The organism is Pseudomonas sp. TH21 (assembly GCF_016651025.1).
GTDB lineage: Bacteria > Pseudomonadota > Gammaproteobacteria > Pseudomonadales > Pseudomonadaceae > Aquipseudomonas > Aquipseudomonas aylmerensis.
The window spans coordinates 6,607,949-6,624,298 of sequence record NZ_JAEKEQ010000001.1 but is presented as its reverse complement, the minus strand read 5'-3'; the positions used below and the strand labels follow the sequence as shown (position 1 = coordinate 6,624,298).

17 protein-coding genes are annotated in these 16,350 nt (G+C 58.8%); all 17 read left to right on the top strand.

Annotated features, from left to right (window positions below; all coding sequences use genetic code 11):
* Positions 1 to 52: 52 nt before the first annotated feature.
* The 17 genes from mnmG (at position 53) to JFU04_RS29450 (ending at position 16,291) form a co-directional block, all read left to right on the top strand.
* Positions 53 to 1,945 (top strand): tRNA uridine-5-carboxymethylaminomethyl(34) synthesis enzyme MnmG, encoded by a 1,893-nt coding sequence (gene mnmG, locus JFU04_RS29530; protein ID WP_065902900.1) that lies wholly within the window; start codon positions 53 to 55, stop codon positions 1,943 to 1,945.
* Entirely contained in the window at positions 1,942 to 2,586 is a 645-nt protein-coding gene (gene rsmG / locus JFU04_RS29525; RefSeq protein ID WP_065902677.1) for a 16S rRNA (guanine(527)-N(7))-methyltransferase RsmG, read from the top strand. Before mnmG ends, rsmG begins: the two co-directional genes overlap by 4 nt.
* Before the next feature lie 18 nt (positions 2,587 to 2,604).
* Positions 2,605 to 3,402: a ParA family protein gene (locus JFU04_RS29520; protein WP_010207696.1), complete on the top strand. Its 798-nt coding sequence runs from the start codon at positions 2,605 to 2,607 to the stop codon at positions 3,400 to 3,402.
* A 9-nt stretch (positions 3,403 to 3,411) separates the two neighbouring features.
* On the top strand, positions 3,412 to 4,284 hold the full coding sequence (locus JFU04_RS29515; RefSeq protein WP_015886650.1) for a ParB/RepB/Spo0J family partition protein: 873 nt from the start codon (positions 3,412 to 3,414) through the stop codon (positions 4,282 to 4,284).
* 148 nt (positions 4,285 to 4,432) lie between these two features.
* Positions 4,433 to 4,840 (top strand): F0F1 ATP synthase subunit I, encoded by a 408-nt coding sequence (locus tag JFU04_RS29510; protein ID WP_043048220.1) that lies wholly within the window; start codon positions 4,433 to 4,435, stop codon positions 4,838 to 4,840.
* A 16-nt stretch (positions 4,841 to 4,856) separates the two neighbouring features.
* Positions 4,857 to 5,726, top strand: coding sequence for a F0F1 ATP synthase subunit A (gene atpB / locus JFU04_RS29505; RefSeq protein ID WP_034101609.1), 870 nt, complete (start codon positions 4,857 to 4,859; stop codon positions 5,724 to 5,726).
* A gap of 134 nt (positions 5,727 to 5,860) precedes the next feature.
* On the top strand, positions 5,861 to 6,118 hold the full coding sequence (gene atpE / locus JFU04_RS29500) for a F0F1 ATP synthase subunit C (protein ID WP_002555987.1): 258 nt from the start codon (positions 5,861 to 5,863) through the stop codon (positions 6,116 to 6,118).
* A 56-nt stretch (positions 6,119 to 6,174) separates the two neighbouring features.
* Positions 6,175 to 6,645: a F0F1 ATP synthase subunit B gene (locus JFU04_RS29495; RefSeq protein WP_015886647.1), complete on the top strand. Its 471-nt coding sequence runs from the start codon at positions 6,175 to 6,177 to the stop codon at positions 6,643 to 6,645.
* A gap of 12 nt (positions 6,646 to 6,657) precedes the next feature.
* A complete protein-coding gene (locus JFU04_RS29490) occupies positions 6,658 to 7,194 on the top strand; it encodes a F0F1 ATP synthase subunit delta (protein ID WP_015886646.1) in 537 nt (178 codons plus the stop codon).
* 21 nt (positions 7,195 to 7,215) lie between these two features.
* Positions 7,216 to 8,760, top strand: coding sequence for a F0F1 ATP synthase subunit alpha (gene atpA / locus JFU04_RS29485; protein ID WP_003177064.1), 1,545 nt, complete (start codon positions 7,216 to 7,218; stop codon positions 8,758 to 8,760).
* A 50-nt stretch (positions 8,761 to 8,810) separates the two neighbouring features.
* On the top strand, positions 8,811 to 9,671 hold the full coding sequence (gene atpG / locus JFU04_RS29480; RefSeq protein WP_003233565.1) for a F0F1 ATP synthase subunit gamma: 861 nt from the start codon (positions 8,811 to 8,813) through the stop codon (positions 9,669 to 9,671).
* Positions 9,672 to 9,698: 27 nt separating this feature from the next.
* Complete coding sequence (atpD, locus tag JFU04_RS29475) at positions 9,699 to 11,075, top strand: F0F1 ATP synthase subunit beta (protein ID WP_015886645.1); 1,377 nt, start codon at positions 9,699 to 9,701, stop codon at positions 11,073 to 11,075.
* Positions 11,076 to 11,119: 44 nt separating this feature from the next.
* Positions 11,120 to 11,536: a F0F1 ATP synthase subunit epsilon gene (locus JFU04_RS29470; protein ID WP_003177061.1), complete on the top strand. Its 417-nt coding sequence runs from the start codon at positions 11,120 to 11,122 to the stop codon at positions 11,534 to 11,536.
* A 122-nt stretch (positions 11,537 to 11,658) separates the two neighbouring features.
* On the top strand, positions 11,659 to 13,026 hold the full coding sequence (gene glmU / locus JFU04_RS29465) for a bifunctional UDP-N-acetylglucosamine diphosphorylase/glucosamine-1-phosphate N-acetyltransferase GlmU (protein WP_201146211.1): 1,368 nt from the start codon (positions 11,659 to 11,661) through the stop codon (positions 13,024 to 13,026).
* 228 nt (positions 13,027 to 13,254) lie between these two features.
* Positions 13,255 to 14,022, top strand: a complete 768-nt coding sequence (locus JFU04_RS29460; protein ID WP_028618576.1) for a DeoR/GlpR family DNA-binding transcription regulator — start codon at positions 13,255 to 13,257, stop codon at positions 14,020 to 14,022.
* Positions 14,023 to 14,032: 10 nt separating this feature from the next.
* Positions 14,033 to 15,865 (top strand): glutamine--fructose-6-phosphate transaminase (isomerizing), encoded by a 1,833-nt coding sequence (gene glmS, locus JFU04_RS29455; protein WP_065902670.1) that lies wholly within the window; start codon positions 14,033 to 14,035, stop codon positions 15,863 to 15,865.
* A gap of 60 nt (positions 15,866 to 15,925) precedes the next feature.
* Complete coding sequence (locus JFU04_RS29450; RefSeq protein WP_065902669.1) at positions 15,926 to 16,291, top strand: hypothetical protein; 366 nt, start codon at positions 15,926 to 15,928, stop codon at positions 16,289 to 16,291.
* The last annotated feature ends 59 nt before the right edge of the window (positions 16,292 to 16,350 follow it).

Sequence of the window (16,350 nt, the reverse complement as noted above, 5' to 3'; positions counted from 1 at the left end):
AGCTCAACCAATCAATTCCTAATTACCTACATAAGCAGGCACGAGGTGCGTGGTGGATTTCCCTTCCCGTTTTGAAGTGATCGTCATCGGCGGCGGTCATGCCGGTACCGAGGCAGCACTGGCGTCAGCACGCATGGGCGTAAAAACCCTGTTGCTCACGCATAACGTGGAAACCCTCGGTGCAATGAGTTGCAACCCCGCTATTGGTGGGATCGGCAAAAGCCATCTGGTCAAGGAAATCGATGCCCTTGGTGGCGTCATGGCTGAAGCAACCGACAAGGGTGGTATTCAATTTCGCGTGCTCAACAGCCGCAAAGGCCCGGCAGTGCGTGCCACTCGGGCACAAGCCGACCGCATCCTGTACAAGGCGGCGGTACGCGAAACCCTGGAAAACCAGCCGAACCTGTGGATATTTCAACAAGCTGCCGATGACCTGATCGTCGAACAGGACCAGGTCCGCGGTGTTGTCACGCAAATGGGCCTGCGGTTCTTCGCAGAATCCGTGGTGCTGACCACCGGCACGTTCCTCGGCGGACTTATCCACATCGGTATGCAGAATTATTCGGGCGGTCGCGCCGGTGATCCGCCGTCGATTGCCCTGGCGCATCGCCTGCGTGAACTGCCACTGCGCGTCGGGCGCCTGAAAACCGGGACCCCGCCGCGTATTGACGGGCGTTCTGTGGATTTCTCGGTGATGACCGAACAAGCCGGCGATACGCCGATTCCGGTGATGTCGTTCATGGGCTCCAAAGAGCAGCACCCGAAACAGGTGAGCTGCTGGATTACCCATACCAATGCGCGCACCCATGAAATCATCGCGGCCAACCTCGACCGCTCGCCGATGTATTCCGGGGTGATCGAGGGCATTGGCCCACGCTATTGCCCGTCGATCGAAGACAAGATCCACCGCTTTGCCGACAAGGAAAGCCACCAGGTCTTCATCGAACCGGAAGGCCTGACCACTCACGAGCTGTACCCGAACGGGATTTCCACTTCGCTGCCGTTCGACGTGCAAATCCAGATCGTGCAATCGATCCGTGGTATGGAAAACGCTCACATCGTGCGTCCGGGCTACGCCATCGAGTACGACTATTTCGACCCGCGTGACCTGAAGTACAGCCTGGAAACCAAGGTGATCGGCGGTCTGTTCTTTGCTGGCCAAATCAACGGCACCACCGGTTACGAAGAAGCCGGCGCCCAGGGTTTGCTGGCCGGAACCAACGCGGCATTGCGCGCGCAGGGCAAGGACAGCTGGTGCCCGCGTCGCGATGAAGCGTATATCGGCGTACTGGTTGATGACCTGATTACCCTGGGTACCCAGGAACCGTACCGGATGTTTACCTCCCGGGCGGAATATCGCCTGATCCTGCGCGAAGACAACGCCGACCTGCGCCTGACCGAAAAAGGTCGCGAGTTGGGCTTGGTCGATGACGCGCGCTGGGCGGCCTTCTGCAAAAAACGCGAAAGCATCGCGCTCGAAGAGCAGCGCCTGAAAAGTACCTGGGTTCGCCCGGGCACCGAGCAGGGCGACGCGATCGCGGAAAAATTCGGCACGCCGCTGACCCACGAATACAACCTGCTGAACCTGCTGTCCCGTCCGGAAATCGACTACGCTGGTCTGGTCGAAGTGACCGGCCAGGGCGCAGAAGATCCACAGGTCGCCGAACAGGTCGAGATCAAGACCAAGTACGCCGGTTACATTGATCGCCAACAGGACGAGATTGCTCGCCTGCGCGCCAGTGAAGACACCAAGCTGCCTGTGGATATCGACTACACCGGGATTTCCGGGCTGTCGAAAGAAATCCAGAGCAAGCTGGGGATAACTCGACCTGAGACCCTCGGCCAGGCTTCACGTATTCCTGGCGTCACCCCGGCGGCCATTTCGCTGTTGATGATTCATTTGAAAAAACGCGGCGCGGGCCGTCAGTTGGAGCAAAGCGCTTGAGTTCGTTGGTCACCTCGCAACACGCCGAAGAGTTATCCACAGGTGCACGCCAGTTGGGCGTGGACCTGACCGAAGCCCAGCACACTTTGCTGCTGGGTTATCTGGCCCTGTTGATCAAATGGAACAAGGCTTACAACCTGACCGCGGTGCGCGACCCCGATGAAATGGTCTCGCGTCATTTGCTCGACAGCTTGAGCGTGATGCCGTTTATCGAAAACGGTCGCTGGCTCGACGTAGGCAGTGGCGGCGGCATGCCCGGTATTCCGCTGGCCATCCTGTTTCCGGACGCGCAAGTGACGTGCCTGGACAGCAACGGCAAGAAAACCCGCTTCCTGACCCAGGTCAAACTCGAACTCAAGCTGGATAACCTGCAAGTTATCCACAGCCGGGTCGAAGCCTTCACGCCTGAACAGCCTTTCAACGGAATTGTTTCCCGGGCGTTCAGCAGCATGGAGAACTTCAGCAACTGGACTCGCCACCTGGGCGACCGCGATACCCGCTGGCTGGCAATGAAGGGCGTTCATCCAAGCGACGAGCTGTTAGCATTGCCGGCAGACTTCCACCTCGATAGCGAACACGCCTTGGCCGTACCCGGTTGCCAAGGCCAACGCCATCTGCTGATACTGCGCCGCACGGCATGATTGGGAACACAAGCAAGAATGGCTAAGGTATTCGCGATAGCGAACCAGAAAGGTGGCGTGGGTAAAACCACCACCTGCATCAACCTCGCAGCATCCCTGGTCGCCACCAAGCGTCGGGTGCTGTTGATCGATCTCGATCCACAGGGCAACGCCACCATGGGTAGCGGTGTGGATAAACACGGCCTGGAAAACTCGGTCTACGACTTGCTCATTGGCGAGTGCGACCTGGCCCAGGCCATGCACTATTCCGAACACGGCGGTTATCAACTGCTGCCGGCCAACCGCGATTTGACCGCGGCGGAAGTGGTGCTGCTGGAAATGCAGATGAAAGAAAGCCGTCTGCGCAGCGCCTTGGCGCCGATCCGCGAGAATTACGACTACATTTTGATCGACTGCCCGCCGTCACTGTCGATGCTGACACTGAACGCGCTGGTCGCCGCCGATGGGGTGATTATCCCCATGCAGTGCGAGTACTACGCGCTGGAAGGTTTGAGCGACCTTGTGGATAACATCAAGCGCATCGCCGAGTTGCTCAACCCGAATCTGCAGATCGAAGGCCTGCTGCGGACCATGTTCGATCCGCGCCTGAGCCTGATGAACGATGTGTCAGCGCAGCTCAAGGAACACTTTGGCGATCAGCTGTACGACACGGTGATCCCGCGCAACATCCGTCTGGCCGAAGCCCCGAGCTACGGCATGCCGGCCCTGGCGTACGACAAACAATCGCGGGGTGCCATTGCCTACCTGGCACTGGCCGGCGAAATGGTTCGTCGCCAGCGCCGCAACTCACGCACCGCTGCAGCCCAGCCAACTTAAGGAATCCCCATGGCCGTCAAGAAACGAGGTCTCGGACGTGGACTGGATGCACTGTTGAGTGGTCCGACCGTCACATCGCTTGAAGAACAAGCGGTGCAGGCCGACGAGCGCGAGCTGCAACACCTGCCCCTGGACCTGATCCAGCGCGGCAAATACCAGCCACGCCGGGACATGGACCCCCAGGCGCTGGAAGAACTGGCCAATTCGATCAAGGCCCAGGGCGTGATGCAGCCGATCGTGGTACGCCCGATCGGTGGCGGACGCTTCGAAATCATCGCCGGTGAACGCCGCTGGCGTGCCAGCCAGCAGGCTGGCAAGGACACCATCCCGGCGATGGTGCGTGATGTGCCGGATGAAACGGCCATCGCCATGGCGTTGATCGAGAATATCCAGCGTGAAGACCTCAACCCGATCGAAGAAGCGATCGCGTTGCAGCGTTTGCAGCAGGAATTCCAGCTGACCCAGCAACAAGTGGCCGAGGCTGTGGGTAAATCCCGGGTCACCGTGTCCAACCTGCTGCGCCTGATCGCGTTGCCGGAAGTCATCAAGACCATGCTGTCCCACGGTGACCTGGAGATGGGCCATGCCCGTGCTTTGCTCGGATTGCCGGAAAATCAACAGGTTGAGGGGGCGCGACACGTTGTCGCACGAGGGCTCACCGTTCGTCAGACAGAGGCCCTGGTTCGCCAATGGCTCAGTGGTAAACCTGCACCGGTCGAAACGGCCAAACCTGATCCGGATATTGCACGTCTGGAGCAGCGCCTGGCCGAGCGCCTGGGCTCTGCGGTGCAAATTCGCCACGGCAAGAAAGGCAAAGGCCAATTGGTCATCGGATATAACTCTCTCGATGAGCTTCAGGGCGTCCTTGCCCACATCCGCTGAAACATTTGCTTATGTAGCGCGTGATCGGAAATCACTACCCGGCAGTTGAATAGGGGCAGAACCGCCCCTATACTCTGCGCGCATTTTGTCGGCACAAATTATGCCAAGTTATTGATTTCCGGCAGCCGACCATTGAGGAGCAAGAGTGATGGAAACCCGCACGCCAAACACGTTGCCGTTCCATCGCTTGGCCGTTTTCCCGGTTTTATTGGCTCAGTTAGTCATTTTGCTGATCGCCGCATTGGCGCTTTGGTATTGGCATGGAGTCGTAGCCGGGTATTCAGGACTTTGCGGAGGCCTGATAGCCTTGCTGCCCAATATGTATTTTGCTCACAGGGCCTTTCGGTTTTCCGGCGCCCGAGCAGCCCAGGCTATCGTCCGGTCCTTTTATGCCGGCGAAGCAGGGAAACTGATTTTGACGGCAGTGCTGTTTGCACTGACCTTTGCAGGTGTGAAGCCATTGGCGCCGCTGGCTGTATTCGGCGTCTTCGTGTTGACCCAACTGGTCAGCTGGTTCGCTCCCCTGCTAATGAAAACAAGACTTTCGAAACCTTAGGGCGTTTGAGGCAACCATGGCAGAAACAACCGCTTCGGGCTATATCCAGCACCACTTGCAGAACCTGACCTTCGGTCAGCTTCCCAACGGCGGCTGGGGCTTCGCCCACACCGCAGCAGAAGCCAAAGAAATGGGCTTCTGGGCTTTCCACCTGGATACTCTGGGCTGGTCGGTCGCACTGGGCCTGATTTTCGTCCTGATTTTCCGCATGGCGGCAAAGAAGGCGACTTCCGGTCAACCAGGTGCCCTGCAGAACTTCGTTGAAGTATTGGTCGAATTCGTCGATGGCAGCGTGAAAGACAGCTTCCATGGCCGTAGCCCGGTGATTGCACCGCTGGCACTGACCATCTTCGTCTGGGTGTTCCTGATGAACGCCGTCGACCTGATCCCGGTCGACTGGATTCCTCAGCTGGCCATCCTGATCTCGGGCGATCATCACATTCCATTCCGTGCGGTTTCCACCACGGACCCTAACGCCACCCTGGGCATGGCCCTGTCGGTGTTCGCGTTGATCATTTTCTACAGCATCAAGGTCAAGGGCATCGGCGGCTTCATCGGCGAACTGACCCTGCACCCGTTCGGCAGCAAGAACATCTTCGTTCAAGCCCTGCTGATCCCGGTGAACTTCCTGCTGGAGTTCGTGACCCTGGTCGCCAAGCCGATTTCCCTGGCCCTGCGACTGTTCGGCAACATGTATGCCGGCGAACTGGTGTTCATTCTGATCGCTGTGATGTTCGGCAGCGGTCTGCTCTGGCTCAGCGGCCTGGGCGTGGTTCTGCAGTGGGCGTGGGCTGTGTTCCACATCCTGATCATCACCCTGCAGGCCTTCATCTTCATGATGCTGACCATCGTCTACCTGTCGATGGCGCACGAAGAGAACCATTAAGACCAGTCTCGACTAGTCTGATGTCCTTCCCGGTCACCCGGGAAGGTGGGCTCTAACGGCCTATGAAACGATTTGTTTTACCGCTTTAAAATCTAAAAAACCTAAACCATACGACGTAAAAGTCGGGAGGAAAGATGGAAACTGTAGTTGGTCTAACCGCTATCGCTGTTGCACTGTTGATCGGCCTGGGCGCCCTGGGTACTGCCATTGGTTTCGGCCTGCTGGGCGGCAAATTCCTGGAAGGCGCAGCGCGTCAGCCAGAAATGGTTCCAATGCTGCAAGTTAAAATGTTCATCGTCGCCGGCCTGCTCGACGCCGTGACCATGATCGGCGTTGGTATCGCACTGTTCTTCACCTTCGCGAACCCCTTCGTTGGTCAACTCGCTGGCTAATCACTCGACTTTTCGAGTGATTGGGGTGATGGACAACGAATGAGCGAGGTGTTGGCGTGAACATTAATGCAACCCTGATTGGCCAATCCGTTGCGTTCTTCATTTTTGTAGTGTTTTGCATGAAGTTCGTGTGGCCTCCGGTCATCGCGGCTTTGCACGAACGTCAGAAGAAGATCGCGGATGGTTTGGACGCTGCCAGCCGTGCAGCTCGCGACCTGGAGTTGGCCCAAGAGAAAGTGGGTCATCAACTGCGCGATGCTAAAGCACAGGCAGCTGAAATCATTGAGCAAGCCAAGAAACGCGGTAACCAGATCGTCGAAGAGGCTGTTGAAAAAGCCCGCGTCGAAGCTGACCGTGTGAAGGCTTCGGCTCATGCCGAGATCGAACAGGAACTGAACGGCGTCAAAGACGCGCTGCGTGCCCAACTGGGTGCTCTGGCGGTCGGCGGTGCTGAGAAGATCCTCGGTGCCACAATCGATCAAAACGCGCACGCGGAGCTGGTTAACAAACTGGCTGCTGAAATTTAAGCGAGGGCGATCATGGCAGAACTGACCACGTTGGCCCGACCTTACGCTAAGGCAGCCTTCGAGCACGCCCAGGCCCACCAGCAGCTGGCCTCTTGGTCAGCCATGCTCGGCCTGGCTGCAGCAGTGTCGCAAGACGACACCATGCAGCGCGTGCTCAAGGCCCCGCGCCTGACGAGCGCAGACAAGGCCGCCACTTTTATTGAAGTGTGCGGCGACAAGTTTGATGTGAAAGTGCAGAACTTCATCCATGTCGTTGCCGAAAACGACCGTCTCCCGCTACTGCCGGAGATCGCCGCTCTGTTCGACCTGTACAAGGCCGAAGCAGAGAAATCGGTAGACGTTGAAGTGACCAGTGCTTTTGCATTGAACCAAGAACAGCAAGACAAACTCGCCAAGGTTCTCAGTGCACGACTCAATCGGGAAGTGCGCCTGCAAGCTTCGGAGGACGCATCCCTGATTGGTGGTGTTGTTATCCGTGCCGGCGACCTGGTTATCGATGGCTCGATTCGCGGCAAAATCGCGAAACTTGCCGAAGCATTGAAATCTTGAGTTTGAAGGGGCAGCAGAGCAATGCAGCAACTCAATCCTTCCGAAATAAGTGAAATTATCAAGGGCCGCATCGACAAGCTCGATGTGACCTCCCAAGCCCGTAACGAAGGCACTGTCGTCAGCGTATCTGACGGCATCGTGCGGATTCACGGTCTGGCCGACGTTATGTACGGCGAGATGATCGAGTTTCCGGGCGGCGTCTACGGTATGGCCCTTAACCTGGAGCAAGACTCCGTAGGTGCCGTTGTATTGGGCGCGTACACCAGTCTGGCTGAAGGCATGAGCGCCAAGTGCACCGGCCGCATCCTGGAGGTTCCGGTTGGTAAGGAACTGCTGGGCCGCGTAGTCGACGCACTGGGTAACCCTGTTGACGGCAAAGGTCCACTGGGCAACACCGAGACCGACGCGGTCGAGAAAGTTGCTCCAGGCGTGATCTGGCGTAAGTCGGTAGACCAGCCTGTACAGACTGGCTACAAGGCTGTCGATGCCATGATCCCTGTCGGCCGTGGCCAGCGTGAGCTGATCATCGGTGACCGTCAGATCGGTAAAACCGCTCTGGCGATCGACGCGATCATCAACCAGAAGAACAGCGGCATTTTCTGCGTCTACGTAGCTATCGGTCAGAAGCAATCGACCATCGCCAACGTGGTTCGCAAGCTGGAAGAAAACGGCGCCCTGGCCAACACGATCATCGTGGCTGCCAGTGCTTCGGAATCTCCTGCGCTGCAATTCCTGGCACCGTACTCCGGTTGCACCATGGGTGAATTCTTCCGCGACCGCGGTGAAGACGCGCTGATCGTTTATGACGATCTGTCCAAGCAAGCAGTGGCTTACCGCCAGATTTCCCTGCTGCTGCGCCGTCCACCAGGCCGTGAAGCCTACCCAGGCGACGTGTTCTATCTCCACTCCCGTCTGCTGGAGCGCGCATCCCGCGTTTCCGAAGAGTACGTAGAGAAGTTCACCAACGGCGCAGTGACCGGCAAAACCGGTTCCCTGACCGCACTGCCGATCATCGAAACCCAGGCTGGCGACGTTTCCGCGTTCGTTCCGACCAACGTGATTTCCATCACCGACGGTCAGATCTTCCTGGAATCGGCCATGTTCAACTCGGGCATCCGCCCTGCAGTGAACGCCGGTGTTTCGGTATCCCGTGTGGGTGGTGCCGCTCAGACCAAGATCATCAAGAAGCTCTCCGGTGGTATCCGTACCGCTCTGGCTCAGTACCGTGAACTGGCGGCATTCGCCCAGTTCGCTTCTGACCTGGACGAAGCGACCCGTAAGCAACTTGAGCATGGTCAGCGCGTTACCGAGCTGATGAAGCAGAAGCAATACGCCCCGATGTCGATCGCTGACATGGCGTTGTCGCTGTATGCCGCTGAGCGTGGGTTCCTGACCGACGTTGAAATCGCCAAGGTCGGCAGCTTTGAACAAGCGCTGATTGCTTACTTCAACCGCGATCACGCCGAATTGATGGCGAAGATCAACGTGAAGGGTGACTTCAATGACGATATCGACGCTGGCATGAAAGCCGGTATCGAGAAGTTCAAGGCCACCCAAACCTGGTAAGCCGCAGCGGGAGCCGCAAGGCTCCCGCTTGCTAACCTGATAGGTGTTACATGGCAGGCGCAAAAGAGATTCGCAGTAAGATTGCGAGCATCAAAAGCACGCAAAAAATTACCAGCGCCATGGAAAAAGTGGCGGTCAGCAAAATGCGCAAGGCACAAATGCGCATGGCTGCTAGCCGTCCTTATGCGGAGCGTATCCGCCAGGTAATTGGGCATCTGGCCAACGCCAACCCGGAATACCGCCACCCGTTCATGATCGACCGCGCAGTCAAGCGTGTGGGTTATGTGGTAGTGAGCAGTGACCGTGGTTTGTGCGGTGGTCTGAATACCAACCTGTTCAAGGCCCTGGTCAAGGACATGGCGGTAAACCGCGAAAACGGCGTCGAGATCGATCTGTGTGTTGTTGGTAGCAAGGGTGCGGCCTTTTTCCGCAACTTCGGCGGTAACGTCGTTGCAGCTATCAGCCACCTGGGTGAAGAGCCGTCGATCAATGATTTGATCGGCAGTGTGAAGGTGATGCTGGATGCGTACCTGGAAGGCCGGATTGACCGCCTGTCCGTGGTATCCAACAAGTTCATCAACACCATGACCCAGCAGCCAACCGTGGAGCAATTGATTCCACTGGTGGCGACTCCGGATCAGGAACTCAAGCACCACTGGGACTACCTCTACGAACCAGACGCCAAAGAGCTGCTTGACGGCTTGATGGTGCGCTACGTGGAGTCGCAGGTGTACCAGGCGGTGGTCGAGAACAACGCAGCTGAACAAGCGGCGCGGATGATCGCGATGAAAAACGCTACCGATAACGCCGGTGATCTGATCAGCGATTTGCAGCTGATCTACAACAAGGCGCGTCAGGCTGCGATCACCCAAGAGATCTCGGAAATCGTCGGCGGCGCTGCCGCGGTTTAACGGTTCAAATATTCAGAGGATCCAGCTATGAGTAGCGGACGTATCGTTCAAATCATCGGCGCCGTTATCGACGTGGAATTTCCACGCGACAGCGTACCGAGCATCTACAACGCGCTGAAAGTACAAGGCGCGGAAACTACTCTGGAAGTTCAGCAGCAGCTGGGCGACGGCGTAGTTCGTACCATTGCGATGGGTTCCACCGAAGGCTTGAAGCGCGGTCTGGACGTTGTCGACACTGGCGCTGCCATCTCCGTACCGGTCGGTAAAGCGACCCTGGGCCGGATCATGGACGTACTGGGCAACCCGATCGACGAAGCTGGCCCGATCGACACCGAAGAGCGCTGGGGCATTCACCGTCCAGCACCTTCGTTCGCCGAACAAGCTGGCGGCAACGACCTGCTGGAAACCGGCATCAAGGTTATCGACCTGGTTTGCCCGTTCGCCAAGGGCGGTAAAGTTGGTCTGTTCGGTGGTGCCGGTGTAGGCAAGACCGTAAACATGATGGAACTGATCCGTAACATCGCCATCGAGCACAGCGGTTATTCCGTGTTCGCCGGTGTGGGTGAGCGTACTCGTGAGGGTAACGACTTCTACCACGAGATGAAGGACTCCAACGTTCTGGACAAAGTGGCACTGGTTTACGGTCAGATGAACGAGCCGCCGGGAAACCGTCTGCGCGTAGCACTGACTGGCCTGACCATGGCCGAGAAGTTCCGTGACGAAGGTAACGACGTTCTGCTGTTCGTCGACAACATCTACCGTTACACCCTGGCCGGTACTGAAGTATCCGCACTGCTGGGCCGTATGCCTTCGGCAGTAGGTTACCAGCCGACCCTGGCTGAAGAGATGGGCGTTCTGCAAGAACGTATCACTTCGACCAAGGAAGGTTCGATCACTTCGATCCAAGCGGTATACGTACCTGCGGATGACTTGACCGACCCATCGCCTGCGACCACCTTCGCCCACTTGGACGCCACCGTCGTACTGTCCCGTGACATCGCTTCCCTGGGTATCTACCCAGCGGTCGATCCACTCGACTCGACTTCGCGCCAGCTGGATCCGAACGTGATCGGCCAGGAGCACTACGACACCGCTCGCGGCGTCCAGTACGTGCTGCAGCGTTACAAAGAACTGAAGGACATCATCGCGATCCTGGGTATGGACGAGCTGTCGGAAACCGACAAGCAGTTGGTATCCCGCGCTCGTAAGATCCAGCGCTTCTTGTCGCAGCCGTTCTTCGTGGCTGAAGTCTTCACCGGTGCCTCGGGTAAATACGTTTCCCTGAAAGACACCATTGCTGGCTTCAAAGGCATCCTCAACGGTGACTACGACCACCTGCCAGAACAAGCGTTCTACATGGTCGGCGGCATCGAAGAAGCGATCGAGAAAGCCAAGAAACTGTAATCCAGGCGCCCGGAAACGGGCGCTCATCAGGTTGAGGCAATCAGATGGCTATGACAGTCCATTGCGATATCGTCAGCGCGGAAGGGGAAATCTTCTCCGGTCTGGTAGAAATGGTGATTGCACACGGCGAACTCGGTGACCTGGGTATTGCCATGGGCCACGCGCCGTTGATCACCAGCTTGAAGCCAGGTCCGATCACTCTGACCAAGCAAGGCGGGGAAAAGGAGGTGTTTTACATCTCCGGTGGTTTCCTCGAGGTTCAGCCGAACATGGTCAAGGTACTTGCCGACACCGTGCAACGTGCTGGCGACCTGGATGAAGCCTCCGCTCAGGAAGCCGTCAAGGCTGCCGAGAAGGCCCTGAATGAAAAGGGTGCGGACTTCGACTACAGCGCTGCTGCTGTACGTCTGGCCGAGGCTGCAGCCCAGCTGCGCACGCTCCAGCAGATCCGCAAGAAGTAAGCGGCCACGCCGTAATACTTATGCGCGATTGATTAAAAAGGGTAGCCTCGGCTACCCTTTTTCTTTTTCAGCAAAACACATCTCTGGTCTGAAGCAGGACCGCTCAGGATTGGTAGCCATTCATGTCTCTTGAAATCGTCATTCTCGCCGCAGGCCAGGGCACCCGCATGCGTTCAGCCCTGCCCAAGGTGCTGCATCCGGTCGCCGGCAATTCGATGTTGGGTCATGTTATCCACAGCGCTCGGCAGTTGGACCCCCAGCGAATTCACGTGGTGATCGGCCACGGTGCCGATGTGGTGCGCGAGCGCCTGGCTGCCGATGACCTGAATTTCGTTCTGCAAGACAAGCAACTGGGTACTGGCCACGCCACCGCGCAAGCCGTGCCGTTCATTACCGCCGACACCGTGCTGATCCTTTATGGCGACGTGCCGCTGATCGAAGTGGAAACCTTGCAGCGCCTGCTCAAACACGTAGTGCCTGGCCAGATGGGCCTGCTGACCGTTGAGCTGGACGACCCTACCGGTTATGGCCGCATCGTGCGCAACGCCGACGGCAAGGTTGCAGCCATTGTTGAACACAAGGATGCCAGCGAAGCCCAACGCGCGATCACCGAGGGCAACACCGGCATTCTTGCGGTGCCAGCCAACAAACTCGCCGACTGGATGAGTCGTCTGTCCAACAACAACGCCCAGGGCGAGTATTACCTCACCGACGTGATCGAGATGGCCGTGAGTGATGGCCTGCTGGTCGCCACCGAGCAACCCCACGACCCGATGGAAGTGCAGGGCGCCAACGACCGCAAGCAACTGGCCGAACTCGAACGTCACTATCAACTGCGCGAAGGCCGTCGCCTGATGGCCCAGGGCGTGACCTTGCGCGACCCGGCGCGCTTCGATGTACGCGGTGAGGTCACCGTTGGCCGCGACGTGCTGATCGACATCAACGTGATCCTCGAAGGCCGTGTGGTCATCGAAGACGACGTAGTGATTGGCCCGAACTGCGTGATCAAGGACAGCACCCTGCGCAAAGGTGTGGTGGTTAAGGCCAACAGCCATATCGACGGTGCCGTGATGGGCGAGGGCAGTGACGCTGGCCCGTTCGCGCGGTTGCGTCCAGGTAGCGTGCTGGGAGCCAAGGCCCATGTGGGTAACTTCGTTGAATTGAAGAATGCCAAGTTGGACGCGGAAGCTAAAGTCGGCCACTTGACCTACCTGGGTGACGCCACTGTAGGCGCGCGAACCAACATTGGCGCCGGCACTATCACGTGTAACTACGATGGCGCCAACAAGCACCAGACCACCATTGGGGCGGACGTGTTTATCGGTTCCAATAACTCCTTGGTTGCTCCGGTCACCCTCGACGATGGCGCCACCACAGCAGCCGGCTCAACCATCAACCAGGATGTGGATAAATCTCAACTGGCCGTCGCCCGCGCCCGCCAGCGCAACATCGACGGTTGGAAACGTCCGGTCAAAATCAACAAGACCTGAGTTATCCACACCCTCATCGGCAAACGCTATCTCCTGTGGGAGCTGGCTTGCCTGCGATAGCGGTCTGGCGTTCACCATGAATGTCGCCTGACACGCCGCGATCGCAGGCAAGCCAGCTCCCACATTTTTGCTCCGAGTATTCAAAAAGCTCATTCCCGCGCTTGACGATCTTTCGCCAATAGGTTTTGATTGCCTTCGTTATCTTTCGAAGCGAAACTTATCATCACCATGTCGAAACGAAATACACCCCAACGACGCCACAACATCCTGACCTTGCTCAATGAACAGGGCGAAGTCAGCGTGGACGAATTGGCGAAGCGTTTCGAAACGTCGGAAGTGACCATCCGCAAGGACCTCGCTGCCCTCGAAAGCAACGGCCTGCTGCTGCGCCGCTACGGTGGCGCGATCACCATGCCGCAGGAACTGGTCGGCGACGCCGCCCAACCCATCTCGGTTTACAAGCGCGCCATCGCGCGGGCCGCCGTGATGCGTTTGCGTGAGCACGCCCGCATCATCATCGACAGCGGCAGCACGACGGCGGCCATGATCCCCGAACTGGGCCACCAGCCCGGCCTGGTGGTGATGACCAACTCCCTGCACGTGGCCCGCGCCTTGAGCGAACTGGAACACGAGCCGGTGCTGTTGATGACCGGCGGCACCTGGGACCCGCATTCGGACTCATTCCAGGGCCAGGTTGCCGAGCAGGTGCTGCGGTCCTACGACTTTGACCAGTTGTTCATTGGCGCCGATGGCATCGACCTAGAACGCGGTACCACTACCTTCAACGAACTGTTGGGTCTGAGCCGCGTGATGGCCGAGGTCGCCCGTGAAGTGGTGGTGATGGTCGAATCCGACAAGATCGGCCGCAAGATTCCCAACCTGGAACTGCCCTGGAGCAGCGTCCATACCCTTATTACCGATGATCGCCTGCCGCTTGAGGCCCGCGACCAGATCCAAGCCCGCGGCATTACGCTGATATGCGCGGCAATCATCTAGGAGAAATACCATGTGTGGAATTGTAGGCGCAGTCGCTGAACGCAACGTCACCGCCATCCTGCTTGAAGGTCTCAAGCGCCTGGAATACCGCGGCTATGACAGCGCCGGTGTGGCGGTCTTCACCAACGCCGGCAAGCTTGAGCGCATGCGCCGCCCGGGCAAGGTCGCCGAGCTGGAGCAAGCCCTGCTCGGCGAGCCGCTGGTCGGTCGCCTGGGGATTGCCCACACCCGCTGGGCCACCCACGGTGCGCCGTGCGAACGCAATGCCCACCCGCACTTCTCCGGTGACCTGGCCGTGGTGCACAACGGCATCATCGAAAACCACGAAGTACTGCGCGAACAACTCAAGGGCCTCGGCTACGTGTTCACCTCGGACACCGATACCGAAGTCATCGCCCACCTGCTCAACCACAAGCTCAAGGACCACAGCGACCTGACCACCGCCCTCAAGGCCACGGTCAAGGAACTGCATGGCGCCTACGGCCTGGCGGTGATCAGCGCCAGCCAACCGGACCGTGTGGTGGCCGCTCGCAGTGGTAGCCCGCTGGTGATCGGCCTGGGCCTGGGTGAGAACTTCCTCGCGTCCGACCAACTGGCCCTGCGCCAGGTCACCGACCGCTTCATGTATCTGGAAGAAGGCGATATCGCCGACATCCGCCGTGAAAGCGTGTCGATCTGGGACGTCGACGGCAATCCCGTCGAGCGCGAAGCCGTGCAATACCGTGATGGCGCCGAAGCCGCCGACAAGGGCGAGTTCCGCCACTTCATGCTCAAGGAAATCCACGAGCAGCCTTCGGTGGTGCAGCGCACCCTGGAAGGTCGCCTGAGCCAGAACCAGGTGCTGGTCAACGCGTTCGGCCCGCAAGCTGCCGAGCTGTTCGCCAAAGTGCGCAATGTGCAGATCGTCGCCTGCGGCACCAGCTACCACGCCGGCATGGTTGCGCGTTACTGGCTCGAAGAGCTGGCCGGCATCCCGTGCCAGGTCGAAGTCGCCAGCGAGTTCCGCTACCGCAAGGTGGTGGTGCAGCCTGACACCCTGTTCGTGACCATCTCCCAGTCCGGCGAAACCGCCGACACCCTGGCCGCCCTGCGCAACGCCAAGGAATTGGGCTTCCTCGCAAGCCTGGCGATCTGCAACGTCAGCATCAGCTCGCTGGTGCGCGAATCCGACCTGACCCTGCTGACCCAGGCTGGTCGCGAAATCGGCGTGGCCTCCACCAAAGCCTTCACCACCCAACTGGTCGGCTTGTTGCTGCTCACCCTGTCCCTGGGCCAGGTTCGCGGCACATTGGCCGCCGGTGTCGAAGCCACCCTGGTAGAAGAACTGCGTCGCCTGCCGACCCGCCTGGGTGAAGCCCTGGCCATGGACAGCACAGTGGAAAAAGTCGCCGAACTGTTCGCCGACAAGAACCACACCCTGTTCCTCGGCCGTGGCGCGCAATACCCGGTGGCGATGGAAGGCTCGTTGAAGCTCAAGGAAATCTCCTACATCCACGCCGAAGCCTACCCGGCCGGCGAATTGAAGCACGGCCCACTGGCCCTGGTGGACGACGACATGCCGGTGGTGACCGTCGCGCCGAACAACGAGCTGTTGGAAAAGCTCAAATCCAACCTGCAGGAAGTGCGCGCCCGTGGTGGCCAGTTGATCGTGTTTGCCGATGAGAAAGCCGGCATGGTCAACGGTGAAGGCACCCACGTCATCAATATGCCGCACATCCACGACACCCTGTCGCCGATTCTCTACACCATCCCGTTGCAGCTGCTGTCGTACTACGTCGCCGTGCTCAAGGGCACCGACGTCGACCAGCCGCGCAACCTGGCGAAATCGGTGACCGTGGAGTAACCCGCCATGCCCTGGAGACCCGCCCGGGTCTCCAGGTCCCTGCGAAAGGATGCGACCTCGATGCACACGCCCTCCCAGATCCATCCACGTCTGCACAACCGCCGATTCACTGTCGCCAACAACGCCCAAGGGCTGTCGGGTACGGGTACGGTGTTTCATTACCTTGTCGAAGGTGATGCCATCTCCGGCACCTACCAAGGCGGTCGCATCCGGCTGGGTACGCAAGTGGGACGCGTGACAGGCCCCGATACCATCGAGTTGCTGTATCAGTGCCTGACGCTGGACGGTCAGCTGCTGTCCGGTTGGTCGCGTGGGACGGTCGCTGTAGACCCTGTCGGACGCACTACGCTGAGCTTCGAGTGGGGCTGGTTGTCAGGTGCCGCTGGCGGTGGCGAGTCGAGCTACGTGGAGCTTTCCTCGGGTTAAGCACCTCTTGTCGGTTCTGTGGGCCAGTGCCCGTCGCGTGACATCGTTTTCCCCCTAGA

Bases quoted from the DNA above. Each gene is read 5' to 3' on its own strand.
- JFU04_RS29515 (WP_015886650.1), top strand. From the start codon at position 3,412: ATGGCCGTCAAGAAACGAGGTCTCGGACGTGGACTGGATGCACTGTTG.
- glmS (WP_065902670.1), top strand. From the start codon at position 14,033: ATGTGTGGAATTGTAGGCGCAGTCGCTGAACGCAACGTCACCGCCATC.
- JFU04_RS29520 (WP_010207696.1), top strand. From the start codon at position 2,605: ATGGCTAAGGTATTCGCGATAGCGAACCAGAAAGGTGGCGTGGGTAAA.
- JFU04_RS29510 (WP_043048220.1), top strand. From the start codon at position 4,433: ATGGAAACCCGCACGCCAAACACGTTGCCGTTCCATCGCTTGGCCGTT.
- atpG (WP_003233565.1), top strand. From the start codon at position 8,811: ATGGCAGGCGCAAAAGAGATTCGCAGTAAGATTGCGAGCATCAAAAGC.
- atpB (WP_034101609.1), top strand. From the start codon at position 4,857: ATGGCAGAAACAACCGCTTCGGGCTATATCCAGCACCACTTGCAGAAC.
- JFU04_RS29460 (WP_028618576.1), top strand. From the start codon at position 13,255: ATGTCGAAACGAAATACACCCCAACGACGCCACAACATCCTGACCTTG.
- JFU04_RS29450 (WP_065902669.1), top strand. From the start codon at position 15,926: ATGCACACGCCCTCCCAGATCCATCCACGTCTGCACAACCGCCGATTC.
- atpE (WP_002555987.1), top strand. From the start codon at position 5,861: ATGGAAACTGTAGTTGGTCTAACCGCTATCGCTGTTGCACTGTTGATC.
- glmU (WP_201146211.1), top strand. From the start codon at position 11,659: ATGTCTCTTGAAATCGTCATTCTCGCCGCAGGCCAGGGCACCCGCATG.
- JFU04_RS29470 (WP_003177061.1), top strand. From the start codon at position 11,120: ATGGCTATGACAGTCCATTGCGATATCGTCAGCGCGGAAGGGGAAATC.
- atpA (WP_003177064.1), top strand. From the start codon at position 7,216: ATGCAGCAACTCAATCCTTCCGAAATAAGTGAAATTATCAAGGGCCGC.
- atpD (WP_015886645.1), top strand. From the start codon at position 9,699: ATGAGTAGCGGACGTATCGTTCAAATCATCGGCGCCGTTATCGACGTG.
- JFU04_RS29490 (WP_015886646.1), top strand. From the start codon at position 6,658: ATGGCAGAACTGACCACGTTGGCCCGACCTTACGCTAAGGCAGCCTTC.